Consider the following 24,820-nt stretch of genomic DNA (forward strand, 5'->3'; position numbering starts at 1 on the left):
TGGCTTCGGCACTTGTTAGATCAAGTTCATCCATATCCACTTTTACATTGATATGGTGCTACGCCTCATGAAGTTTGGACAATAAGCATACCGTCTCAGCGGTTCGCTGTCTCCAATCAGTGTTCGCCTAAGGCTCCACTTCTTGGACAGCTATCGCATGGACCGTTGTAACTTCTAGCAAAGGTCATTCGACCTTTGCTAGAAGAACAACGGTCTCAACTCCCCTGGTAAACGGGAACATGTCTACCGGAACGGCTTTCTTTACTTTGTAGCCGCCTTTGGTGATGAGACCCAGATCTCGCGCGAGAGAATCGGGGCTGCAGGATATATACACAACCTTGGCGGGAGCCAGGCTGATCATTGATGAAATAAACTCAGGCGTGGAGCCGGCTCTTGGCGGATCCATAAACACGATGTCTACCTTGTCGCCGGAATCGGCCATCTGCTGCATGAATCTGGTCGCGTCGTTCTGATATACGGTGATGTTCTTGACTTCATTTATCTTGGCATTAAGAATAGCGTCTTTTACCGCATCCTTGTTGAGCTCTACCGAAATAACCTCTTTTACGTGAGGACTCATTATGATACCGATCGTTCCGACACCGCAGTAACAATCAAGCACTGTTTCTTTCCCGGAAAGCTCTGCCATGTCGATCGCAGTCTTATAAAGGAGCTCAGTCTGCACGGGATTTACCTGATAGAAGGACTTGGGGCTTATCTTAAACTTCATGCCACAGCATGTGTCGTAGATAAATCCGGGGCCGTACATGGGCTTCTCCTTATCGCCGAGGACCATGCTGGTCTGCTTGTCATTTACATTGAGCACGATCGTAGTGATCTCGGGATGCTCTTTCAAAAGAGCCTTCACAAAGTTGTTCTTCGACGGGAAAATGGGCGAAACGGTGACGAGTACCACCATGATCTCGCCTGTATATTTACCTATTCTTATGAGCACATGGCGAAGAAGTCCGTAGCCGTTGTCCTCATCATAAGTCTTTATCTTAAACGAAGGAAGAAGGTTTCTGATCGTCGCAATGATCGCATCGGCCTTCTTATCTTCAAGCAGGCAGCTCTCAACGGGAACGACTTCATGGCTTCCCTCTTTATATATTCCTGAAAGGGGTCTTCCCTTTTTATCATGAGTAAATACCGCATGAACCTTACATCTGTAGTGCTCGGGCTCTTCCATTCCGATAAAAGAAGCAAGCTTGGTGTAGGGCTCGAGGAGCTTAGCCACCTTGCCATGCTTGAGGTTAAGCTGCTTGTTGTAAGGCGTGTCGATCATCTGACAAGCGCCACACTTCTTGGAATACGGGCAGCGACTGTTCTTTGAAACTGCGTTCGCTTCTTCACCACGCTTAAAGCTGCGTCCGGCGCTCTTTACAGGTTTGCGACTTGCTGTATTCGCGGGCTTCTTTCCCTGTGCGAATGCTTTCTTTGCAGACGCAGGCGCCTTCTTTCCCTGCCCGGCCACTTTCTTTGCCGATGTATTCTTTCTTTGCGCGGTCTTCTTGATCTCTTTTGCCATAAAAAACTCCTAAAATATATCTACAACTATCACTCAGGCATGTATTTAAACAATTCATGCCTTTTTACATGCCGACGATTCTACCTCGCGGCATGCATAACAGCATTTTTCTCCGAAATACATGCCTTCGATTTTTTCGCTCGGCATGTAAAACGATAATTATCATCTATATACATGCCACCCTCATCCAAGCCCAGCATGCATATCACATCTATTCCATTATTGACATGTCATGCCGCAAAGCTGCTTGACATGCATATTCTCTTATATTCCACATATACATGCCACAATCATCAATTTTGATTCATGTGCCACCCAAAAGCGACATGCATATAGAAAGTATCTTCACATTTACATGCCTACATCATCAAATTTGCTCTCGGCATAATCCGAAATTGACATGCATACCAGACAAAAAACCTTATTTGCATGCCGACATCATCAAATTTGCTTCCGCCATAATCCAAAAGCGACATGCATACAGGACAAATCTCAACATAGGCATGCCTAACGAGCCGAAAAAAAATCCCGGCCGCGACATGCCAAAAGCCGAAATAAAAAAGGTAGAAGAACATCCCCTACCTTTCAAACGCTCATAATTCACAAAGCAGCCGCCGGGCAGCTACAATCACTCGGAATCGCTTCCTGAGATCTCTTCGACTTTGATCTTAGGAACATCCATATCGGAGCTGGTGTCTTCCTTCTCCTTAACTGCCTCGCTTCTTCTCCTGATGCGATTTTCAAGGTCGAGGTCACCGTTGTCCTTGAACTTGATTCCCTCGATTCCCTGACAAAGCTCTCTTGCCTTGGGTGCGTCACTTCTGTTGATCCTGAAGGTGCAAACGATCTTGTTGCCGCTTCTGTCAAAGAGTTTCTGGAAAAAAGACTTATCCTGCCACTCGATGAAATAAGAAATTCTGTGCGCAAGGAATCTCTCCTCAAGGAGTTTCTTGCTCTCAATGCTGTAAACTCTGCAAAATGAAATCTCGTTATTAAAAACCTGACTGTTCTGTATAATTGATGACATAACTAACCTCTCAAAACTAATATATTTTCTATCTCGTAAAAAAAGAATTATCCTCAACAAAAAAACAAACGCGGGAAGTATCTGTGTTAAAAACCCCGCACAAATATACTAACATTACACTCCCACGCTCGTCAAATTTGAACATGGGAGATTTGTTTTTTCACCCTACTCCTCTATACTCTTAAAAATCATCCTATAAACCAGACGCACAAGCAGCGCCAAAAACATTCCGGCATTCTTAAATACCGAGCATCTGTCCATGTAATCCGGTCTCTTAATATCTGTCTTATAAAAAAAGTCTTCTTTATATATAAAATACGAAAGCAGCTCATCCATACTGCGAATATCATATTTATAGTACTTTTTATCCATGGGAACCGCACCGGAAAGACTAATTATCTTGCCTACAAAAGACATGCAGTTATGAGCTTTGTAAATTCTGAAGCCATGAAAAAGACCCATCGTCGCCATAGACAAAAGATTAAAAAGATAATCTTTATCGCCCGCGATCTCATCAACAAACAGCCGTATACGCTGCATGTTTTCCGCATTAACCGGTATTTTAAAAACCTTCAGTTTAACTTTTTCATTTTTGCCAAAAGCGTAGCAGTCCAAGGTCTCATGCATGAATCCGGAATCAAACGGAGCGAAATGTCTTTTCCTTGAAAAAGTAATAAAATCATCAAGCTTCTCATCAAAGCACACTGCTATGTGAGTGTATTCATAGCCCGATAATTTCCGTGCAAACTGCCCCAGGCCCGTGAGCGCCCTGACTAATACCACATAAATATATTCATCATTCTTTTGCATTTTCTTTATCACTCAATCTATTGAAAAGTTGAATCTGGAGACGTATCATCTCGTAATACATCGGAATTGCACCCAGAACAAAAATAATATCCGCAGCTGTAAATCCATATCCGCCGAGTGTGATAACAGGCTCACAGCCAAACACCATAGCAACTATGCATATTCCCGCAAACAAAAGATGCGTCTCTATGGGACCAAGTCTCGGAAACAAAAACTCATTCAAATACCTGATGTAATTCATTGCCGTAAACATTAAAAGCCCATACACCGGCACAAGAAAAATCGTAACGTGAAAGCTTGCAACTTCCGAAAAAGTAAGCCCTATAAGCAAATATGTAATATGCAAAATGTCAGTCAGCAGGTCAAAAAACGCTCCCGCATCCGATGACATATTTCTCTTTCTGGCGATATATCCGTCAAGATCGTCACAGATTATATGTATGAACAGCCCGATAATAGTTCCTATCAGGAAAAAGATATTGAGCTTTGCGAGAAAAGCGCAGATTATTCCAAACAGTCCTCCGAGCGCACCGAGCAAAGTCATCTGATTCGGCGTCATTTTTTCCGGGATCATTTTTCCGAATGTGCCGTAGACTATCGGATAAAAAGCATTCTCCAGCTTGCTCGGTACAATTTTCTTTACATTATCTTTCTTATTATCACAGTTATTCGTCGTCATTTTTTCTCTTCCTAAACATATTTGATACGAAGGATCTGATGTAATCTCCGTAGTCTATAAAGTCGTAGACTCCTTCTCTTTTCGCCTTCAAGAATAATTTGATCAGTAGTATATAATAATAAAAATAATACTTCCTGACACTTAAATATGTTGGCTTTGCCACCACATGAAGATAATCAAAATGAGACGGATTATCTGTAATTATCCTGTCCTTGTACTGTTTGTAGGTCTCAAGTCCAAACTCCGGAACAAATATCGAAACCGCCACATGCTTAAGTTTATGAGCCACTATCCACTTGTACAGATTCTTAAAATCTTTTCTCCTGTAATCAAGATCAACAATAAAAAGACCCATGATATTAACGCCCAGATTGTTGCATATCTCCACCGTCTTCTCGTTATATCCGACACTTGATTTTTTATCATATATTTCAAGGTGCGCATCATCAACCGACTCAAGACCGACCAGTAAATAATAAAGTCCGACCTCCTTAAAGTCTTTTATTAACTCAGGATGAGTCGCAATAAAATCCGATCTTCCGTAGCAAATGTATTTTTTGTTGATGCCCTTTTCTTTGAGAAGCCCGATAAATCTTCCGACTCTTTCCTCATCAAAAAGAAAATCATCATCCACTATGTAAATATTATCCGCTTGAATCTGCGCTATCTCATCAACTACATCTTCTATGTCACGCGGACTGTATTTCCCCGAATTCATCCTGTTGCGCTCACAGAACTTACAGTGATACGGACAACAATACGCGGTCCTGACCCATGCCGAATGTTCAAGCTCCAGATATCTGTAATTCTTCGGATGGCTGTAAAAATAACTTCTGTCGGGTCTTGGAAGTCTTTTTATATCAAAAGGCTTTGCGGGATTGCTGTACCATTTTCCGTCTTTCTTATAGCAAACTCCGTCAAGCCCGGAAATATCTGCTGCCGATTTCCCATATGCATGATCTGCAATTTCCGTGATATTAAAAATATCAAAGCTTGTGAGAATGTAGTCCACATAATCTTTATACATCCTCTCAAAGCAGCGCTGGGCGTGAAGTCCGCCGATTATGGTTATTGTATTTTCATTAAAATCTTTTGCTTCTTTACAGTACTCCAACATGAAGTTTTCCTGACGGGTCCTGCCGCAAACATATACCACATCAGGCTTGTATCTGTCCAAAGCCATCGGAACACCCATGGTCTCCACCTGACCGTCATATATAAATACTTCATGTCCTTTATTTTGCAAACCGCTTGAAATGTACTCAAGTTCCAAACATTCATTTTCAATAACACCTACAAAGTTATATCTTGTACGTGAAATTTCAGGATGAATAAGCAAAAAAGTCAGCTTATTTCTCTCCATTTCTTTTGTGTTTCCTCCTTAACGAGTTCATTGTATGCCACTTTTCCGACCAAAGTTTTGGGCAGCTCTTCTCTGAATTCATATTCGAACGGCCATGAATACTTAGCCAGATTCTTTTCACAATGAGCCTTTATCGAATTCAGTTTTCCCACATCGGGAGATATACCGTTTTTCAAAACAATAAATGCTTTTGCAACCTGTGTCTTATAAGGATGATCTATTCCTATAACGCAAGACATGAGAACATCCGGATGCGAGTCAATTATATTTTCTATATACTGCGGATAAATGTTATAACCTGAGCTGACTATGACTCTTTTTAACCTCTGTTTGAAATAAACAAAGCCATCTTCATCCATATATCCAAGGTCTCCCGTATGAAGCCAGATGAGCCCGTCTTCATGGAGTCTGAGCGCTTTTGTAGTCTCCTCTTCGTCCTTCAGATATCCCTTCATAACAGTCGGACCGTTAATGACAATCTCACCTTCTTCACCATATGGAAGCTCCTTGGTTGTCTGTGGACTGACTATCTTGTAATAAGTATCAGGATAAGGAATGCCTATGCTTCCCTCGCGATAATAGTTGATCGGTGTCAGACAGCTTCCCGTGACGCACTCGGTAAGACCGTACCCCTCGCGAACCTGCGTATTGGCTCCGTGACTGTGGAGGAAATCATCGATCTTATTTTTCAAACTTATGGAGAGCGAATCTCCGCCCGAAATGACACATCTTAAAAAAGAAAGATCGTATCCGTCAAGTTTTTTGTTTTTCAAAAGTGCCTCATACAAAGTCGGCACTCCTGCGATAACGTTCGGCTTATACTTCTTAATAAGAGTGTGAAAAGTATTAATACTAAACTGCGGAAGTATTATTGCTTCCATTCCTTTATAAAGCGCTGTATGTATGCATATTCCAAGGCCAAAGCCGTGAAAGATCGGCATAATGGAAAGGATCTTGTCCTTCTCGTTGAGACACGCGCACGCTTCTATTCCCTGCATTGCCAAGGCATTGAAATTCAAATTAGTAAGTTCTATTCCCTTCGGATCTCCCGAAGTTCCTCCGCTGTAAAGTATTGCGGCTACTTCAGCTCCTTTATGGCAATGATCGATCTTACCGGTAAACTTATCACCAAGCCCGATAAAATCATTCCACATGATGATACGATCACTTTTTGGAATGCTGACTTTTCTTCCCTTAGTAAGCTTGTAAAGACATTTCATATGAATAGGCATTGAATCCGCAACGGAAACAAGGATTGCCGATCTAAGTCCTGTCTCGGAAAAGATATGATCGATCTTATTATAAGCAAGATCTATCGCAACAATAAATTTACTCTCCGATAAATTTAAGAATGTCTTTATCTCCGGTTCCGCTGACAGGGGATGGATCATATTTGCAACAGCCCCGATCATGTTTATGGCATAAAAGCTGATGATAGCTTCCGGTGTATTCGGCATACATATACTGACTTTGTCTCCGGCGGCTACACCCAAGCTTTTGAAAGCCCTTGCACATTTGTCTATCCGGTCCAAAAGACCCTTATAGGTATTCTTTGTTCCGAAATAGTTATAGCTTGTATATTCCGGGTGCCTGTCGGCACTCTCTTTTAGAAGTTCATAAAGAGAATTATCAGGATAATCCAGATGTTCCCGAACTCCGTCATAGAAACTGTACCAAGGAGTTTTAACGTTATTATTCATTACACATTCTCTCTGTTTTCAATAATCAATTTTTTTACCTTATCAAAAAGCAATTTATTTGCTTCCTCTACATCGAGCTTGGAAACATCGATGGGGTCTCCGAATACGATCTTGAGATTATTTTTCCCAAACTTATAATCTCCCGTGATGGAATATGGAACTATCATGCTCCCTGTACGTTTGGCCATAACAACCGCACCGTATTTAAACGGAAGCAAGATCTCGTCCGTATAATTGCGCTTAGCTTCCGGTGAAAGATTGATGAGCGCATCATTATTTAAATAATCCACTGCCTGCTCCAGGGCATCTCTATTATGCTCTGCATGAAGATCTACGGGAATCGTACCGATAGCTCTGAAAAACCAACCGAATATCCCATCATGCAGATCCTTCTTTGCCAGAGTATGTACCACCCTTTTTGTGCAACAATCGACAAGAATAGGATCCAATGCATGCTTGTGATTTCCGGCTATAACGCATCTTCCTTCAGCCGGGATATTCCGCTCATTTACGATCGTTGGGTTATAAACTATGCGAAACAGCCAATAACTTACCGGCCGCATTATTTTATATAAATATGCTTTCTCTTTCATTTCAAACTCTTTTTCTATTATTTAGTGTTCAGTCTGCAAAAAATCCCATGCATCGTAATTGCTTACATCCACAGCAAAGTAACCATTTACTGTATCTTTATATTCACAGTTTTTTCCATCCTCTGATATTGTATATCTCTCCGCATTGAATTCGTATTCATTTTTGTTTTTGGTCACATAGTTTACATCAAGCTCATTATTGTCTCTTAGGATATACTGAACCGCCTCGGGATTACTTACAAATGATAAATTCACTCCCTTGTAGTTTTCAGCCTCTTTTTCAGTTAACTCCTTGGCATCATAAAGCTTGAACACTCCATCTTCCATATACATTTGATACGGGACATCGCATCGTCCGGTTCTCATCATAGCATTGGACAAGGTTTCTCCTTTATCAGGTTCTATGAAATTACCGTACATTTCAAGGTCCCACTGTAAGCCGTCTTGCGTAAAAAACTTTTTCCCTTGCGCCCACGCGGTCGGAGTAGCATTTACCAATTTGTCATCTTTAACCGTATAAACAAATCCAAGACCATCAGCGGCCATTCCTCCGTTAAGGGCTATGAACGTGTTATTATCAAAAGAAGCTGTGCTTTGCGTCACGTAAAAATCAATATGCCCCTTATCCGTTATTTCATCTATATGCTCAGCTTTACTCGATTCATCCACAAACCATACATCGGACACTTCCCAAAATACAGGCTTACCATTGTTATATTTCGCATATTCATCTTCAGGTCTTCCCTGGATTACAAAAGCTTCTTTCTTTCCATCGTCATCAAGATCTACGACATAGCTTCCAAGCTTACTACCCTTCTCCAAATCTTCTTTGACAGCCTTGGTAAAATCATTCTCCGCCTCATCCGGTTCTATAGCTTGGCCGTTACCGCTCTTTTTGGTATTCTCATTTGTTTCCCCGTCGTCACTGTTTTTTTCGGTACTATCATCTGTCTGCAAAGTGATTTCTATAGGGTCTCCCTCAGCACCGTATCCGGATCTGAAGAAGGTAAGCCCCTTGCCTTTTGTCCATTCATAATTCCAATAGAAGGTGCTTCCTTCCGACGGATTATATATACTGCATTTACATACGTCACCGCTGTTTTCAAGCTCTGTTACCCATCCATCGTCATCACGGACTTTTCCCGAATCACTTCCTGAGCATATTACCATTCCTTCATTCAAAAAATCTTCTTCGGAAGGAACTTCAGTTTCCCAAGGTATCAAATAAATCTTATCCGCGGTTACATAGACGGGGCCGATGCTGAATCTGTCTCCCGTTCCCCAATACATTCTTCCCGGGCAGTCCTCATGCTGAATGCACAGAGAATAAACATTGCCATTCTCATAAGAAGCTATTTTCTTTACCGATAAATCAACCGTTTTTATATCTTCCTCAAAAAACAGCTTTACATCGTATGTGTACTCGGAATCTTTTTCTTCAAAGAAATAATCATTAGTGCTGAAATTAGACTTTGTTTCCTCTTCTAACATGACAAAATCTTTGTCTTTATACTCGTACTTAACTTCGTTATGTTCATCATTACTGTGCCTGTAGGTTCCGATGATTACTTTTTCATTTTCATCTACCCTATAATTGGAGATTTCCTCGAATGTTTTCTTATATACATACTCACCGTCTTCATAAACATATGCACAATACACGCTCATTCCGCTTGAGCTCTGACTGCCAAGTGAGATAACAATGTCTTTATGTCCGTCAAAACTTACATCCACATATTCGACATCAAAATCGCACGCCTCAAATACATATCGATCACTGTCCATGGAAGCTTTTTTCGAAGGATAATCTACCTTTAATGAGATTATCTTGTCGTTTTCTTTGGCAAAAAAGTAATCCTCCAAATGCATGTATTCGTCGGGATCTTCTTCTGTTCGCCCAACCGCTACATGATACAAGCTATGCTCGTCATCTACCCACTCCGCGGACTCAATCATCTTTTCATCATCAAACTGAAATACCTTTGAAAGCTCTTTGTTTATCTCAGCATCTTCGGTAACTATGCCAAGATTTTCATTGGCATCTTTATTGGTATCGTTATTGTCCCCAATGCCTGAACATCCCATTAAAAAGGTGCAGATACCCGCCACAATAATCGGTTTTAAAAATTTGTTTTTCATACTTTTCTCTCTCCTTATATATTATTCACACGTTTATTTTTTCTTCTATCTCTTTTAATGAAATAAGCTCTAAGCCGGCGTCATTAAATGCCTTACAGTATTTTCCGGTGGGATCATACAATACTTCATCATCTACCTTTTCGAAATTCTCATAAAGTTTAAAGATGCAATACTTATACTCTTTTGAGCTGTCATCCTCGGTGAAGTAATACTCCTCTATTTGTACGTCATTCCAGGATTCATCGATTCCTTCCAGCTTTTCAAAAGCCGAAGCGGTAAGATAATAATTTTTGCCATATTTAAAGTTGTAATTTCCTTCGCAGTCCAGATATCCAAACTCATAATTACGCACATTTGCCTGTACGTTTCTGCTTGTTTCAACCATTCCTTTTTCATCAATAGCTACTTCATCCGTCCCTGCTGAATCAATGGAAAACTCAAGCCGGTAATCCTGTGATAACACGCAAAAGACTTCATGATATACGCCATCATGATCATAAGAAACAGTGGCCAGAATTTCTTTTTTACCATCGTTTCCACAATCAATCTCCGAGTATGAAATATCGGTTTTGCAATCAGTCAGATCCCGACTTAATTGCGCTTTAATCTTATCTTCTAGTATCGCTCCGTAATTATCCTGTCCTATATTCATTAAAAACTTCGCATTTAAAAGCTTAAGAAAAAGAACTTTCATCCTGATCGTTTTGATATATTCAGCCGTTTCATCATCAGAAATGCTCTTCTCAAGGTTCGCCATAGAACAGATCAATGTATAATAATCATCTACGTACTGCTCATACCCAAGCTCGGAGTCTGTCTTCTCATCAAGCTGTGAACACAACTCTTTTGAAAAAGAATAATAGTCTTCAGTATCCGCACTTTCGGGATCATATTCCCCCAGCATAGCCTCGAAATCACTGTCATATTCCATAACTACGCTTTTATCACTAAAATCGCTCCAATGTACATTTGACAGATCTGATCCTTCTGATAAAACATTGAGCTTCATGGAATTTGCTCCGAGAAGTTCATACTCCCATGACAGGAACGCTCCGCCGATCATCTCATACTCAGTCATTACATGATCGGTAAGCATATCCTTGTACATACTGCCGGGTACTATGCCGTTTGTTCCGTACAGTCCTTTATCCAAAAGTATTATTTCTTCATCATATTTTTCCCAGGCTATAAGGACCTCGTCCAGTTTTTCTTGGGTCTCTTTTGACACGTTGCCGCTCTTGATGTTATCGGCAACGTTTTTTATTCTTTCGTCCCATATTTTACGTACAGCCTCAGGAGATTCATCTTCATTTTCAACTGCAATCACCGTATCCACAGTAGCTAACTCCATATTGGCATAGAAATCCGTTTCCTTGGAAATAAATACCTTGTTATCCACGCTGTATCTGTTTGCATATGTTTCATATGACGTTGTTGTGCTACTATCCGCCGCTGATTCCTCTGACGTAGTTGTGCTACTATCTGCCACTGTTTCCTCAACAAGTCTTTCGGTGGTTTTATTATTGCCGGTGCACCCGGTTAAATATATACAAACGCCGGTCAAAACCAGCAGTCTTTTAATTCTTTTTTTCATCTTTCCCCTTAATACTTCTTTATTTGATTATTTACCTAAATATTTATAACAATCTATGGTCAGCCCAAACAGGTCCTTTACGCTTGTTTTATATAATTCAAAATAATTGGCATCACATGAAACAACCTCATCATCAACCAGGTAATAGGTGTTATATTCTCCTTTTCCGACAAACTCATACGAGAACCTGCATAGCTTTCCGTCTTTGTTGTATACCGAAAAATCATCAACCGTACCTTCGACGTCAAATCCCTCCGCGATCAAAAGATAATAGAGATTACCAAAATTTATATATCCACTAAAAAGAATGTCTTTATGTACTCTATAATCTTTATTATTCTCATCTTCCGGATCCCCGGAAAGATACACTGCGACATACTCATCTTCATGCTCGTTCCAATATGTTTTAATATCATCCTCCGTCATCTCGGATTCTATTTCCGGAAAATGATATTGGTATCCCAGGTCAAAATAACGCTTTATACTACTCTTTAGTTGATCACCTACTTTTACTTCTTCACAACGGCATATATACCCATTATTGATGTAATCCGAAATATCTCCGAGTAAGTTTTCTTCATAGAAATTCATTCTTTCACTTTTGTATTTGGGACCTATAACAATTTTGATATTCTTCTTTATAGAATCCAGTTTATCTGCACACGCTTCTATGCCCTCAAATTTCCTCTTCAGTTCATCGAGATTGGTATATTCAAATCTAAAAGAAGCCCATTCTTCGTGCATATCATCCGGAATAGACAGTTCAACGCCTTCATGATCGGGAAGCTCATCCAAATAGCGCTCAACAAATTTGGCATCATAATTATCAACAAGGACTCTGCTGCCAAACAATCCAACACGAAGTTCTTCTGTCACAGTAAAATCAACATTGTATTTGGTATCTGTTACGTTCCAATACTTCTCACCGTCAATCTCACCCGCCGGCGACGCTGAAACATGACAATACCCCAATCCTCTTTCCGCCAAATATTTTTTCACATCTACGCTTGTATAATTCCCCATGCAACCGCACAGTGACAGTGGTATAGCTAAAAGAGCCAACATAAGCAACAATACTTTTTTATTTTTCATCTTCTCCTCTTTATATGCCACGATAATTTAATATCTTTACATTATATGTCACAAAGTTATATTACACTCCTTAACATTTTAAATCAATAAAAAGATCACGGAAAATACTGATTTTCCGTGACCATTACACTTAGCCGGTTTCATACTCTGAGGCACTTGATTTATTATCACTTTAGGCCTCTAGTATCATATTAGCTTTTTCTTCAGAAGATATTACATCATATATCGTCACATTGATCTCACCAACTCCGGTGCGTCTCACATAAACAGCAAGATTGCCTTCGTAACATTTCCTGGAATCGGATGAAAAAGAGGTGTTGTCCGAGAGGTCGCCGTTGTCAATTCCGGCAAGCTCACCCGCTCCCGATACCTCAACTCTATACTCGGCGTTGCCCGCGCCGGTTATAAGAAGCTGGTAAAGATAGCCGATATCGCCTGCGCTCTCCATGGTATCGCCGTCAACAGAAATCTCAGGCTGCCACAACTTAACGCCGCCCTGCACGCTCACGCCTCTTCCGCCCCAGAGCTTCGCTCTTTCGCCAAACTCTGCCTTAGGGAAGCCGGCAGTCGTGATAAATCCCGCGCCGGAGCCGTGAATCGGCCAGCCATGTGCTTCGCCGAGATAGTCGATGCCCGTCCAGAGGAACTGCCCACAGATATAATCATTGTCTTTTACCGCATTCCATGCTTCAATGCTGTGGCTGTTCTCACTGCCGACAAAGGGCTTTCCGGGAAAGCGCTTGTGGTCCGCAGCGTAGAGGTGCTCCTTGTAGTTGTAGCCGACGACGTCCATGACATCGTTAAATCCAAGCTTTGATGAGAGTTCGGGAAAAGCCGCAGCAGCCGTAACTGGCTTCGTCGGATCCTCGTCCCTTACGATGTCCGCAAGCTCCCTTGCTATCGCCACAAGCCGCTCCATATTTGGCTTATTGACATCGTACTCCATCTCTTTGGCGGGCTTATTATTGTCGTTGTTGCCCGTCATCTTCGTAAATATCGGATGACAGTACGGATCGTTCGGATAATCTATCTCATTTCCGATGCTGTACATAATGACGCTCGGATGATTCTTGTCGCGCCTTATCATCGTGCGAAGATCCTCTTCATGCCACGCAGGGAAATCCTCGTAATAGCCCTGGTGCTTCGGCGGATACACGTTGTGTCCCCGATGCCACTTATTCTTGGGATTCTCCCACTCATCAAAAGCCTCATCTATCACAAGAAAACCTAGCTCGTCACAAAGCTCATAGAGCTCAGGCATATGAGGATTGTGACTGCATCTTATCGCGTTGCAGCCCGACTTTTTGAGTAGCTCTAGCCTACGCCTCCAGACCTCTTTCTTCATCGCAGCGCCGAGACAGCCACCGTCGTGATGCACGCAGACACCCTTAAGCTTCATATTCTTACCATTCAAGAAAAAGCCCTTGTCGGGGTCAAAAGAAATTGTTCTTATTCCAACCTTCTGCGAATCGGCGAGGTACTCCTCCAATCCGATCTTTATAAAAGTATCGAGCGTATAGAGATTTGGCTCATCCACAGACCAGAGCTTTGGATACTCTATAGTTCCCCAGAAGTTTACAGTGCAGAGGCCGTCTTCGCTCTTCTCAAGCTCTTTTTCCATCGAAAGAACAGATAAGCCCTTATTATCATATACAACGCACTTAGCATGCACCCTGGAATCACAGCTTACGCCTGTAAATATCTTCTGGCTCACGTTAACTTCCGCAACGCTCTTGTCGCCCGAGCTTCCGATGATAACCGTGTTAAAAGAAAGTCCGTGCATCACGGGAGCAATCTTCTCCGAAACGACAAGCGAAACCTTCCTAGTAATGCCGCTTCCCGTAAACCACCTCGAATCCGAGATGTCCGTATGCACAACCTTAACGCAGATGACAGTCGGCTCATCGCCAAACGAAGCCCTGTCTGAAATGTCATAGACGATCTCCGAGTAGCCGTAAGGTCTTTTGCCCATGAAATAGCTGTTGACCCACACGTAGCTGTTCTTATAGATGCCGTCAAAAACAAGACTGATGCGCTTTCCCTTATACTCCTCCGGGATCTTCACCGAGAGCCTGTACCACGCGATACCGCCGCGAAGATAGCCCGTTCCGCTTGAATATTCCTCCGAAAACGGCGCTGTGACGGCAAAGTCGTGCGGCACCGTGACCGCCTCCCAGGAGCTGTCGTCAAAGCCCTTGTACCACGCTTCTTCGCACTCCCCGTAATGAAATTTCCAGCCGCCTGTCAGTATCTTTTTAACAGTATCCATAGCAAAACCTCAGCCGATATCCGGCTCGTCCTTTAATTCTATAAAATCTGTGACCTTGCCCTCCGTCTCGAAGATGACAAGCTCATTCTCCCCATCCTTCAAAAGAGGCGCGGGGATGTACAATCTCTTTTGCGGCCCGATCTCCCAGAAACGTCCGAGATTAAAGCCGTTGATAAATGCCACGCCCTTGCCCCAACCTTCGAGGTCAAGGAAGGTGTCGCCTTTTTCGCTCACATCAAATTTAAATTTGTAAAAAGAGGGTGTGCCCTCAATGTAGTCTTTATCAAAATCAAGCTTATCAATGTTATCAAGCGGAAGCGGATAGATGTCCCAGTCGTTGTGGATGTGGCCGTTTATCTGCACGCACCTTCCGATCCCCTTGCGCTGCGTCTCCATCCTGGGCCCGAAATTAACGCGTCCCATGTTCTCGACAAGCACGTCAAATCGCTCGTTAAAGCCGTCAAAGCTTCCCGTACAAAGTCCGGGATCTCCGAGATTCTCATCAACGGCTTCAAGCGTAGCGCCGTTTTCTTCCATGATCTTATTCGCAAGCTCTTTTGCGGGAGCGCTTACCGACAGGTATTTCTCGATCGGTATCTCATGCTCTTTTTCCAGTTCATGATCATACAAGGTCAAAAGAGGCTTCTCATCAACAAAGATGTTGGCTCTGTCGAAAGTCTCCCAAAGCCTTATCCTCTCTATTCCCGCCTCTGAATGAAGTCTTGATCTGTATAGGATGTAGCCGTAGCTTTGATCAAGCTCTTCCATGTTTACCGTGTACGGAAGATGCGTCTTGGTGCTGATGTCATCTAGCGCGGAGAAAAGACTCACCTTCTCGCTGCACCTTATTTTTCCGTAGCCGGCTCTTTTTATCTTGGGAAGGATCTCTTCCGAAACGGCGTTGTATCTGCCGATTATTTCCTTATAAACTCTGTATTTCTCGGTAATGCGGCCGTCCTCAGTAAGCAGGCCGTCGTAGTCGTAGCTTGTGACGTCGGGAGTCAGCTCGTCGTAGTAGTTGGAGCCGTTCATGAAGCCGAAATTGGTTCCTCCCTCAAACATGTAAATGTTCACGTTTCCCATCTCAAGCATGGTCTTAAGGTCCTCTGCGCTCTTAGCGAGATTTCCTTTTATGTGTCCGCCGTTGCCCCAGTGGTCAAACCAGCCCACCCAGAACTCAGCGCACATCAATGGGCCATCGCCCGTGTAGTGTTTAAGAACGTCGAATCTCTCTTTGGTCTTGGATCCGAAATTACCGGAAGGCAGCACGCCTTCAATGCTTCCTCCCCTGTAGCTGTCGTGATAGGGGCCGTCCGAAGTGATGAGCGGAACCTCGATGCCGTACTTTCTCATGATGTCGCGCATCGCAGTGAGGTACTCCTTGTCGTTCGCGTAGTATCCGTACTCGTTCTCGACCTGCATCAGGATGATGTTTCCGCCTTTTGTGATCTGATATTTAGCAAGCTTAGGCAAAAGAACCTGATAATAATCCTCTACAGCATCCATAAAGGGCTTGTAGCTTACCCTGAGGCGCATTCCTCTGTCCTTGAGAAGCCACGCCGGAAGTCCTCCGAATTCCCACTCTGCGCAGATATAAGGTGACGGTCTTATTATGATGTAAAGGCCGATCTCAGTCGCAGTTTCTATGAACTTCTCGATGTCGCAAAAGCCTTCAAAACAAAATACGTCTCTCCCCGGCTGCACGAGATTCCACGGTATGTATGTCTCAACCGTGTTGCATCCGAGAGCTTTTAATTTAAGGAGTCTGTCCTTCCAATATTCGGGAACTGTCCTGAAATAGTGGAAAACTCCGGATATGATCTTAAAGGGTTCGTCGTTAAGATAGAATTTATCTTTGATCTCAAATTTCGCCATGATAGTGTCTTTCTAGAATATCCCTCATAAAAAAGTCTTTTTAAAAAAGGGAATACTAATCCCAAAGAAAAGTATTCCCTTTTTATTATTGTGTCTTATTACTTATAAAGCTCGTCAAACTGCTTCTGAAGCTCTGCGGTAACATCGTCGATACCGGCAGACTTAAGAGCTGCCTGCATCTCTGCTACGATGTCCTCGGCACTTCCGTTGTAGATACCGTAAGAGATCTGCTTCATGTAGTTAGTGTACTGCTCGTTACAGTTGTCGATCTTAGCCTGAATGCTGTCAACCTCGGGAACGAACTGTCCGTAAGGATAGTCGATCTTGATCTTGTCATACTCTGCATAGAGCTTGTCGATTGCATCCCAGTTTCTTGTAGCATCCTTAACTTCAAGGTCGTCGTTTCTGCCCCACCAGTAGTTAGTCATACCGTTGATGTTCTCTGTATCGGGGTTGTAGCTGTCGGGAGTCTTTCTAAGTCCGTTCTCATCGAGCTCCCATGACTTTCCTTCGATACCGTAGTTGAAGAGCATGTAGCAATCCTTGTCGTTTCTGATAAGGTCGTAAACCATAAGTGCTCTCTCGGGATTAGCACTTCCTGCAGATACTGCCATAGCACCGTGTGTGATTGAAAGTGCTACTACGTTCTTGGTCTCCTCACCGAAGTAGAAGAAGCCTGTCTCTGCCTTAGGGTCATCCTTATAGATCGTGTTCTGTGCTGTAGCTGAGCAAAGGTCTGTCCATGTCTGTGTGTGGTGCTGCTCAACGCCAACCTGTCCAACTCTGAACTCGTCTCTGTTGCTTCCTGATGTATTGTTAAGAACGTCTGTAGGCCAGATACCTGCCTGTGACCATTCCTTCATGAGCTTAGCGTACTCAACAAGTGACTCTGTCTCTGTCATAACAGGTGTTGTAACCTTGTAGAGGTCTGACTTTGTGCCGCCCCAAAGAGCGCCTGAGCAGATACCGTCGATAGCTACAAAATCTGTATGTGATGCGATCCATCCGTTTGACATCTGAGCGTACTCTGTTCCGTCAGAATCCCAAACATACTTAAGGTCTTTCTTGTTCTCTTTTACCCAAAGAACGTACTTAGACATGTCTTCCCAGCTGTGAACGCCGTTCTCAAGTCCGGCTTCCTTAGCCCAGTCAAGTCTGTAGATCCAGCCGTGGTTGGTCCACTGTGCGAAGTTGTCCTCAGGCATGAGATAGATCTCGCCGTTGTATTTGCAAAGCTCCCAGTGATCTGCGGGAACGCTCTCCCAAGTCTTGGGTGCGTATGTCTTGAGCATATCCTCTGAAAGCTCGAGGAAAGCACCGTTCTTGGCATTAGGCCAAGCATCGAGCCAGTCTGAAGCTGTTCCTATAAGGTCTACGCTGCCGTCCATTCTTGCAAGTGTAAGGTTATAGTTTGAAAGATAATCTGTCCAAGGAATGTAATAGATCTGAATCTCTGCATTACATTTCTCTGTAAGGATCTTATTAAGTTCGCCGAGCATCTCGTTGAGATTGGCTTCCTTCTCTGTTCCTGCCTCCGGGGGATCTCCCGTGGTAAGATAGTTGATCACAACGTGCTCAGAAGTGTCGATCTCCGCAGCAGCTTCATTTGCAGATGCGCCGCTCTCATCTCCGCTTGATGCAGGTGCAGAGCCTGTTCCGGCACTTGATCCTGATGAGCCGCAAGCTGCTAACCCAATTACCATGCTTACGCTAAGCAGGGCTGCCAGTAACTTTTTCTTCATTTGAATCCTCCTTCTTTAAATGAAAAAATAAAAAACCTGAACTCATTTCTCTTACCTCTATAGAGGTAACATGAGCATCATTCAACCTTTAACGGCTCCTACTGTGATACCGCCGATGAAGTATTTCTGTACGAAAGGATACAGAAGTACGATGGGTCCCGTCGCCAAAACCGCGTTGGCCATCTTAACGCTCTGCTCCGGAATATCCGTCAGTGTTACGAACTGTCCGGCAACTGAATTTCTGAGAGCATCGAGCTTATTAACAACCTCGTACAATGTGTACTGAAGAGGCTTTACTGCAACCTTGGTCGTAAGGAAAAGAGATGACTGATACCACTCATTCCAATAACCGAGTGCGAGGAAAAGACCTATCGTAGCAAGCGCGGGCTTGATCATGGGAAGGATAAGATGTATGAAAACCGTCATATCTCCCGCTCCGTCGATCTTGCCTGATTCAGTGATCTCGTGAGGTATCTGCTTGATAAAGTTCTTCATCAGGATGATGAGCCATGGCGACATCATAAGAGGAAGAAGTACCGCAAGGTAGTTATCAAGTAGCTTGTATGTCTTGGCCATAAGCAGGTAGTAAGGTGCAAGTCCTGCGCTGAAAAGACTCGTGAAGTAGATGTAAAAAGAGATCACGTTCCTAAGCGGAAAGTCTTTTCTCTGAAGTGCATATCCCGTCATCGCTATGATAAGCAGTCCCAAAGTGGTTCCGATAAGAGTAAGCGCTATCGTAAGTCCGTATGACTTCCAGATATTGCCACTTCCTATTACCATGTCGTATCCCTTTGTTGAAAACTCAACGGGGATAAGCTGCACGCCGTGTGTTCTAATATAAGTTTCATCTGTAAATGATGTTCCCAGTATTATGAGGAAAGGAAATACACATGCAAGAGAGTAAAGGGTTATGAGAACATATCCAAAGCCTCTTACTATGTAATCCGACGCTCCTATTTTTATCTTGGTATTGCTGGGTTCAAAATCTATATCTTTTTTCTTAGCCATCTTTATTTCTCCATTTCCGTAGCAATTACTTATCAGGTAAAAGATCTGTCATCAGAACAGTGAGTAGTCGGGGTCGATCTTCTTAACTGCAAGATTGGCCAACATAACTATCACAAATCCTACCAATGACTGATAGAAACCAACTGCCGAAGCAGTGGAGAAATTAAAGTCTGACATTGTTGCTCTGTACACGAATGTCTCGATGATATCCGTTGTAGGATACAGTACCGAGTTGGATCCTATTACGTTCCAGAAGAGTCCGAAGTTACCTCTTACGATTCCTCCGAGTGCAAACAGAAGAAGGATTACGATCGTAGGCTTGAGCGAAGGTAAGATGATGTATCTGATCCTCTGGAAGGCATTGGCTCCGTCAACCTTGGCCGCTTCGATTATCTCTGCATCGATTCCGCATATCGCCGCAAAATATACAACCGAGTTATATCCCGTCTGTTGCCACAGATGGATGAGAACTATGATAACCGGCCATACCGACGGGTTCGAATAAGGTTGCCACTTTGCTTTTCCAAGTGCAACGAGGATCTCATTTATAAATCCCGTATCGTAATTAAGTAAGCTGTAAACAAGAAGTCCTACCAGAACCTGCGAAATGAAGTAAGGCAGGAACATAAGTGTCTGCGAAACCTTCTTGAACATCTTGCTTCTCATCTCGTTGAGAAGTATCGCTACCAGTATTGCAAGGAAATTACCAAGTATGATAAAAGCCAGATTGTAAAGAATGGTGTTCTTGGTAAGATCAAAGAGCTTACCGGATTCGGCGAGGAACTTGAAATTATCAAGTCCAATGAACTTACTTCCGAATATGCCCTTTCTATAGTTGTATTTGACGAATGCCACATAAATTCCGGGCATCGGCATGTAACTGAACATAAAGAAGAATAAAACAGCGGGAAGACACATAAGCTCAAGTACTCGGTATCTCCATATGGTCTCTAGGATTCCCCTTTTCTTTATTCCTTCGGATGAGGTTTTCTTGTTTTTACTCATTACTCCCTCCGCGTAATCACTTTATTGTTGTGCATTTTGAACTTTCTGCAACCGATTTCATATAATTATTTAAACATAATCAACAACAGCTCGTCAATAGATTTTTGAAACCGATTTCAGATTTGTGAAAAAGCAACAAATCGCCACTGATTAACTTACACGTTTTCGTACGCATATATCCAAGCAAACAAAAAGAGAAGGTATCCTTTTGATACCCTCTCTTTTTTGTGGAATATGACGATTATTATTTTATTTTCTGCTTGATCTCGGAGCCGGTCCCGTGCTGTCTCTCTCTACGATCTCCGGCTGTACCATTCTGACATTTGCAGTATCCTTGCCCTCTGCGGCGCTTGTGGCCGTCTCTATAAGCAGCTTACCGTAATCCTCGTAATTATAGTCGACACTCGTAAGCTTGGGCATAACAAGGTCTGCGATATATGTGTTATCAAAGCTTATTACAGATATATCCTCAGGAACATGGAGCCTATGCTCTCTGATACTGCGAAGCGCTCCGCTTGCTGCGAAGTCATTTATCGCGATTATCGCAGTCGGTCTGTCCTTAAGCTCCAGGATCTTGTTGGTCGCCTCGTATCCTGTCTCGGGATCGTAGGTTCCGTTAACGACATACTCGCCGTTTTCCTGTATTCCGTACTTAGCAAGTATCTCGCGGTATTTCTGATATTTGAGATAAGTTGAATTAACTCTCATCTCTCCGCCGACAAGCGCTATCTTCTTGTGCCCTAGGCCTATAAGGTGCTCCATTACAAGATTCATACCCATCGCTTCGTCGATGACAACGCTGTGAACGGGCGCCTTATCAAGCTTACCCGTCACAACCACAGGAGTCGTTCTGCAAACGCTTCTGACCTTCTCCGCGTAAGCATCGTCGGTTATAAGGTCATCTACTCTTCCGCCCATCTGTATGATCGCATCAACTCTCTGCTGCAACAAAAGATCCAGCTGCGCCTGCTCTCTTTCTTTTTCTCCGAGAGAATTGGCAAGGCTGACACTGTATCCGGCCTCCTCCGCAGCGACCTCGCATGCGACAAAAAGCGCGGAATAATACGGGTTTCTTACATCTGCGGCAATGATACCGATAGTCTTTGTAGACGTATCCGAGAGCCCCTTGGCAAGAGCGTTTGGTCTGAAATTGTATTTTTGGATTATGCTCTGAATGCGTTCTTTTTTATCCTGGCGAACAGCTGCGTTGCCGGTAAGAACGCGCGAAACGGTGGAAGCAGAAACTCCCGCTTCCTTGGCGATATCGTATATGGTTATTGTCTTTCCGGTTCCCGTTCTAACGTTTTCCATAAATATACGCTCCAAAATTTTATCGTATGAAACCGATTTCAATTTTATATTACGGAATGAAAAACGTATTGTCAAGATTCCGATGCAAACGAATTCCCGGAGCGGGGAAAGTGGGGGTGCTCCGGGAATTCAAAAATGGGAATTAGGTAAAAAGCATATTAATATATATTGTTTTCATTCGCCCACACATTAAGGGCTCTTTGTTTGGCTGCCATATATTCATCAAGTCCGGCTGCCTTTAAAGCTGTCTCAAGCCTTTCTATTCCCTCTTCGGGTTCGATAAATCCGTGTATAAGCTGTGGTGCGAATTCATCATAGGCATTCTGAAGATCTCTGCACTCTTCGGCGTATCCTGTGTTATCCCATGTAAAACCTATGGCCAGGGATCTGCATTCACAGTTATCGTTAAAATCGGAAATCTCCTGACCAAGGTCAGGTGAATCTCCTTTCCAAACATATGCAATATATGGATTGGGCATAAGCCACATAACATTCGGATAATATTCGGAAGTGTTTGCATCGACACCGTCCGCAAATGTTATGGTACCCTTGTGACTTAACTTATAATCAACATCTTCTTCGCCCCAACATATAAGATTCTCTATGTAAGAATCCGTGTAAAGAGCGTCGAGTACTTGCATTGCGGCAATGGGGTCTTGAGAGTCCCTGTTAACGCACCAGGGAAAGCTTGATACAGCCGAAGAACTCATGAAGCTCTCGCCTACATCAAAAACAACCATCTCTCTCCCACATTCACCTGAAATCTGTGTCTTGTATCCGGGTTTACATGCAGCCATCATGGACATGTACTCCCCGGATCTGACCTTCGCTGAGGCCGCCGTATTATTGGTTAGCGCGTCCTCAGCAATATACCCCTCATTGTTCCACTCATAAGTTCGCAGACACCACTCCTTGAAAATATCCGATGAATATACATCCTTGACCACAAGTGAATTCTGCGGATCAAGAAGCGTTCCGAAATAATCTCCCCCGAGATTATCGACCGTACTACCCTGGGTTAAAATGTTATCCTGAGTGGCGATCACATATTTATCGGGATATTTTTCATGGAGCTGTGCGTAAATATCGTTAATTTCAGACCAGGTGGCCTTTGGATAGCCGAGCTCACCCTTAGGGAGCCCGTCTGCGTTATATCCAATGCCGTCCAGGTATTCTTTACCGATACATACGGCACAAGTCTCTATTGCGTAATCTTTGATCGGAGGCGTTCCGTAAAGTGTACCTCCAACGCGGCATGCGTCCAAATATTCATCTCTGACTTTGCTCTTAAGTCCCGCGCAATAATCATCAAACAATCCGTTTTGTTCAAGATCAAGCACATATCCGTCATTGATACAAGCATTGTACCCAAGGAAAGCGCTGGTAAAAAGATCAACCTGTCCTCCCGAAGATAAAAGAACCTTCATATCATCGCCGTATTCGGACGAATCGAAGATCTTAAGTTCCACGTCAAGTCCAAGTGTCTCTTCAGTGTGAGCTGAAATCGCAGCACTAATCCTATCTGTACCGACAGGTCTTCCTGTCCAGTCAAAAAATGCCACTACTACCTTTTGGTATTCGCCGGTCTGACGAGCCAGAGCCTTTCGCTCTGTGATCGCTTTCGCAGCTCGTTCAAAATCAATGTCTTTCTCCAAGCCCCCCGACTTGGGAATAACTGCGTCCGACTCATATTCTTCAGCTTCGGAGCCAAACTCCATGCCACATCCTGTAAGAAGTGTTGTTAATAAAGCGCCGGTAAGAAGTAATGATGTAAACTTACCTCTCATCTCCACCTCCGATTAAAAATCAGGTTAATTAAACGATTAACCTAACATAAACTGAATATATTCCATCTACGCCATGTTGTCAATACTCCTAACAAAATACTGTGCATTATCCATAATTTTCACCAAATTTCGTCAGGTAATATTTGTGGATTATGCACAGTATTTATCGTTTAACTTATTTTATTTTGCTTACAGACTGTCGCTTGATCATTTTACACGGAACTCTCACAAGCTGCTCTGTCTCTTTTCCGTCGAGTTTATCAAGAAGCATATTCATAGCGGTTCTGCCGATTCCGATAAGATCGATCTTGGTGGTCGTAAGCCCCGGCATGAAATAATCGGATATTACCTGATTGTCAAAGCCGACTACCGAAATATCTTTGCCCGCCTGCATATTGTGCTCGAAAAGATATTGATAAAGTCCTCCCGCGATCTGATCACTCATACAGAAAACTGCGGTAACTCCTTTATCCAGTATCTTTGCAGAATCTCTGTATCCAAACTCCTTGCCCCATCCCGTATATACCACAAGCTCGGGGTCATATAGGATTCCTGCATCATAGAGAGCCTTCTGATAGCCCAAGATACGCAGCTGTGCATGAAGGTTATCCCTCTCTCCCGCAAGAACTCCTATCCTTCTGTGTCCGTGATCTATCAGATACTTCACTAAAACTCTTGCTGCGTCTTCGTCGTCAATAACTACAGAAGGTACCTTATCATCCTGCGAATAAGCATAAGCAAGAACAGAAGGAATATTGTATTCACTTGGAAATCTGCTGATATTTCTTGCATGTCCCGCGATATAGACGATACCGTCAACTCGGATCGAGGCCATCTCCTGAACAGCAGGCTCCATCACGGAATTACACATGGTCTCGTTATCGAACCATATATCATTCCATCTTGAATAAAAACGAAGATTCTGCACGATCGTGCGATATCCGTTATCCTCACATACTTCCATAACACCCTCGATCATCTCGGGTGTAGTAAACTGACCGATATCTTCTGCTATGATACCGATAGTCTGTGTCTTTTGTTTCCTAAGTCCCTGTGCGATATAGTTGAGTTTGTACCCCGTTCTCTCAACTACGGCCATAACTCTGGCCTTGGTCTCTTCTCCTACATTCTTTTTCCCGTTAAGAATGTTTGAGACCGTAGCAGTCGATACACCGCACTCTTTTGCGATCTCTTTTATGGTTACCAATTTACCTATTTCCTTTCATACCCCCGCTAATACTATTAGCTGCCCACCGTTAAACGTTTTATTAATTGTATCGGTTCGCGATTCTTTTCGC

Annotated in this window: 18 protein-coding genes; all 18 read right to left on the reverse strand. The window is 43.1% G+C overall.

All coding sequences use genetic code 11. The features are described from left to right. Nucleotides 1-184: 184 nt before the first annotated feature. The 18 genes from rlmD to D6853_RS06110 all read right to left on the reverse strand — a co-directional run bounded on the left by rlmD (nt 185) and on the right by D6853_RS06110 (nt 24,729). The gene (rlmD, locus tag D6853_RS06025) at nt 185-1,528 is read right to left on the reverse strand and encodes a 23S rRNA (uracil(1939)-C(5))-methyltransferase RlmD (RefSeq protein WP_243108308.1); all 1,344 of its coding nucleotides are present in this window, start codon (nt 1,526-1,528) and stop codon (nt 185-187) included. A gap of 628 nt (nt 1,529-2,156) precedes the next feature. Continuing rightward, a complete protein-coding gene (locus D6853_RS06030; RefSeq protein ID WP_120657141.1) occupies nt 2,157-2,555 on the reverse strand; it encodes a hypothetical protein in 399 nt (132 codons plus the stop codon). Nucleotides 2,556-2,720: 165 nt separating this feature from the next. After that, complete coding sequence (locus D6853_RS06035; protein WP_120657142.1) at nt 2,721-3,365, reverse strand: hypothetical protein; 645 nt, start codon at nt 3,363-3,365, stop codon at nt 2,721-2,723. Next, complete coding sequence (locus tag D6853_RS06040; protein ID WP_120657143.1) at nt 3,352-4,044, reverse strand: CDP-alcohol phosphatidyltransferase family protein; 693 nt, start codon at nt 4,042-4,044, stop codon at nt 3,352-3,354. Before D6853_RS06040 ends, D6853_RS06035 begins: the two co-directional genes overlap by 14 nt. After that, nucleotides 4,031-5,407 (reverse strand): B12-binding domain-containing radical SAM protein, encoded by a 1,377-nt coding sequence (locus tag D6853_RS06045; RefSeq protein ID WP_120657144.1) that lies wholly within the window; start codon nt 5,405-5,407, stop codon nt 4,031-4,033. The genes D6853_RS06040 and D6853_RS06045 overlap by 14 nt, the downstream gene beginning before the upstream one ends. Further along, on the reverse strand, nt 5,389-7,107 hold the full coding sequence (locus tag D6853_RS06050) for an AMP-binding protein (protein ID WP_120657145.1): 1,719 nt from the start codon (nt 7,105-7,107) through the stop codon (nt 5,389-5,391). The genes D6853_RS06045 and D6853_RS06050 overlap by 19 nt, the downstream gene beginning before the upstream one ends. Further along, nucleotides 7,107-7,700, reverse strand: coding sequence for a lysophospholipid acyltransferase family protein (locus D6853_RS06055; RefSeq protein ID WP_120657146.1), 594 nt, complete (start codon nt 7,698-7,700; stop codon nt 7,107-7,109). Before D6853_RS06055 ends, D6853_RS06050 begins: the two co-directional genes overlap by 1 nt. Before the next feature lie 21 nt (nt 7,701-7,721). Next, on the reverse strand, nt 7,722-9,839 hold the full coding sequence (locus D6853_RS06060; protein WP_120657147.1) for an XAC2610-related protein: 2,118 nt from the start codon (nt 9,837-9,839) through the stop codon (nt 7,722-7,724). A gap of 25 nt (nt 9,840-9,864) precedes the next feature. Then, nucleotides 9,865-11,433 carry a hypothetical protein gene (locus D6853_RS06065; RefSeq protein ID WP_120657148.1) on the reverse strand — a complete coding sequence of 523 codons (1,569 nt, stop codon included), beginning with the start codon at nt 11,431-11,433 and terminating at the stop codon, nt 9,865-9,867. Between the two features lie 27 nt (nt 11,434-11,460). Next, nucleotides 11,461-12,525, reverse strand: a complete 1,065-nt coding sequence (locus D6853_RS06070; protein ID WP_120657149.1) for a hypothetical protein — start codon at nt 12,523-12,525, stop codon at nt 11,461-11,463. A gap of 172 nt (nt 12,526-12,697) precedes the next feature. After that, a complete protein-coding gene (locus tag D6853_RS06075) occupies nt 12,698-14,794 on the reverse strand; it encodes a glycoside hydrolase family 2 TIM barrel-domain containing protein (protein WP_120657150.1) in 2,097 nt (698 codons plus the stop codon). Between the two features lie 9 nt (nt 14,795-14,803). Beyond that, nucleotides 14,804-16,669 (reverse strand): glycoside hydrolase family 35 protein, encoded by a 1,866-nt coding sequence (locus tag D6853_RS06080; RefSeq protein WP_120657151.1) that lies wholly within the window; start codon nt 16,667-16,669, stop codon nt 14,804-14,806. A gap of 98 nt (nt 16,670-16,767) precedes the next feature. Beyond that, nucleotides 16,768-18,411, reverse strand: a complete 1,644-nt coding sequence (locus tag D6853_RS06085) for an ABC transporter substrate-binding protein (RefSeq protein ID WP_120657152.1) — start codon at nt 18,409-18,411, stop codon at nt 16,768-16,770. Nucleotides 18,412-18,492: 81 nt separating this feature from the next. Further along, a complete protein-coding gene (locus D6853_RS06090) occupies nt 18,493-19,419 on the reverse strand; it encodes a carbohydrate ABC transporter permease (RefSeq protein ID WP_120657153.1) in 927 nt (308 codons plus the stop codon). A gap of 51 nt (nt 19,420-19,470) precedes the next feature. Continuing rightward, a complete protein-coding gene (locus tag D6853_RS06095) occupies nt 19,471-20,424 on the reverse strand; it encodes an ABC transporter permease (RefSeq protein WP_120657154.1) in 954 nt (317 codons plus the stop codon). A gap of 249 nt (nt 20,425-20,673) precedes the next feature. Further along, nucleotides 20,674-21,735, reverse strand: a complete 1,062-nt coding sequence (locus tag D6853_RS06100; RefSeq protein WP_120657155.1) for a LacI family DNA-binding transcriptional regulator — start codon at nt 21,733-21,735, stop codon at nt 20,674-20,676. Between the two features lie 158 nt (nt 21,736-21,893). Beyond that, the gene (locus D6853_RS06105) at nt 21,894-23,522 is read right to left on the reverse strand and encodes an ABC transporter substrate-binding protein (protein ID WP_120657156.1); all 1,629 of its coding nucleotides are present in this window, start codon (nt 23,520-23,522) and stop codon (nt 21,894-21,896) included. Between the two features lie 175 nt (nt 23,523-23,697). Then, nucleotides 23,698-24,729 (reverse strand): LacI family DNA-binding transcriptional regulator, encoded by a 1,032-nt coding sequence (locus D6853_RS06110; RefSeq protein WP_120657157.1) that lies wholly within the window; start codon nt 24,727-24,729, stop codon nt 23,698-23,700. Nucleotides 24,730-24,820 lie beyond the last annotated feature (91 nt).

The sequence above is a fragment of the Butyrivibrio sp. X503 genome (assembly GCF_003625475.1).
Lineage (GTDB): Bacteria > Bacillota > Clostridia > Lachnospirales > Lachnospiraceae > Butyrivibrio.

Bases quoted from the DNA above. Each gene is read 5' to 3' on its own strand.
- rlmD (WP_243108308.1), bottom strand. From the start codon at position 1,528: ATGGCAAAAGAGATCAAGAAGACCGCGCAAAGAAAGAATACATCGGCA.
- D6853_RS06030 (WP_120657141.1), bottom strand. From the start codon at position 2,555: ATGTCATCAATTATACAGAACAGTCAGGTTTTTAATAACGAGATTTCA.
- D6853_RS06035 (WP_120657142.1), bottom strand. From the start codon at position 3,365: ATGCAAAAGAATGATGAATATATTTATGTGGTATTAGTCAGGGCGCTC.
- D6853_RS06040 (WP_120657143.1), bottom strand. From the start codon at position 4,044: ATGACGACGAATAACTGTGATAATAAGAAAGATAATGTAAAGAAAATT.
- D6853_RS06045 (WP_120657144.1), bottom strand. From the start codon at position 5,407: ATGGAGAGAAATAAGCTGACTTTTTTGCTTATTCATCCTGAAATTTCA.
- D6853_RS06050 (WP_120657145.1), bottom strand. From the start codon at position 7,107: ATGAATAATAACGTTAAAACTCCTTGGTACAGTTTCTATGACGGAGTT.
- D6853_RS06055 (WP_120657146.1), bottom strand. From the start codon at position 7,700: ATGAAAGAGAAAGCATATTTATATAAAATAATGCGGCCGGTAAGTTAT.
- D6853_RS06060 (WP_120657147.1), bottom strand. From the start codon at position 9,839: ATGAAAAACAAATTTTTAAAACCGATTATTGTGGCGGGTATCTGCACC.
- D6853_RS06065 (WP_120657148.1), bottom strand. From the start codon at position 11,433: ATGAAAAAAAGAATTAAAAGACTGCTGGTTTTGACCGGCGTTTGTATA.
- D6853_RS06070 (WP_120657149.1), bottom strand. From the start codon at position 12,525: ATGAAAAATAAAAAAGTATTGTTGCTTATGTTGGCTCTTTTAGCTATA.
- D6853_RS06075 (WP_120657150.1), bottom strand. From the start codon at position 14,794: ATGGATACTGTTAAAAAGATACTGACAGGCGGCTGGAAATTTCATTAC.
- D6853_RS06080 (WP_120657151.1), bottom strand. From the start codon at position 16,669: ATGGCGAAATTTGAGATCAAAGATAAATTCTATCTTAACGACGAACCC.
- D6853_RS06085 (WP_120657152.1), bottom strand. From the start codon at position 18,411: ATGAAGAAAAAGTTACTGGCAGCCCTGCTTAGCGTAAGCATGGTAATT.
- D6853_RS06090 (WP_120657153.1), bottom strand. From the start codon at position 19,419: ATGGCTAAGAAAAAAGATATAGATTTTGAACCCAGCAATACCAAGATA.
- D6853_RS06095 (WP_120657154.1), bottom strand. From the start codon at position 20,424: ATGAGTAAAAACAAGAAAACCTCATCCGAAGGAATAAAGAAAAGGGGA.
- D6853_RS06100 (WP_120657155.1), bottom strand. From the start codon at position 21,735: ATGGAAAACGTTAGAACGGGAACCGGAAAGACAATAACCATATACGAT.
- D6853_RS06105 (WP_120657156.1), bottom strand. From the start codon at position 23,522: ATGAGAGGTAAGTTTACATCATTACTTCTTACCGGCGCTTTATTAACA.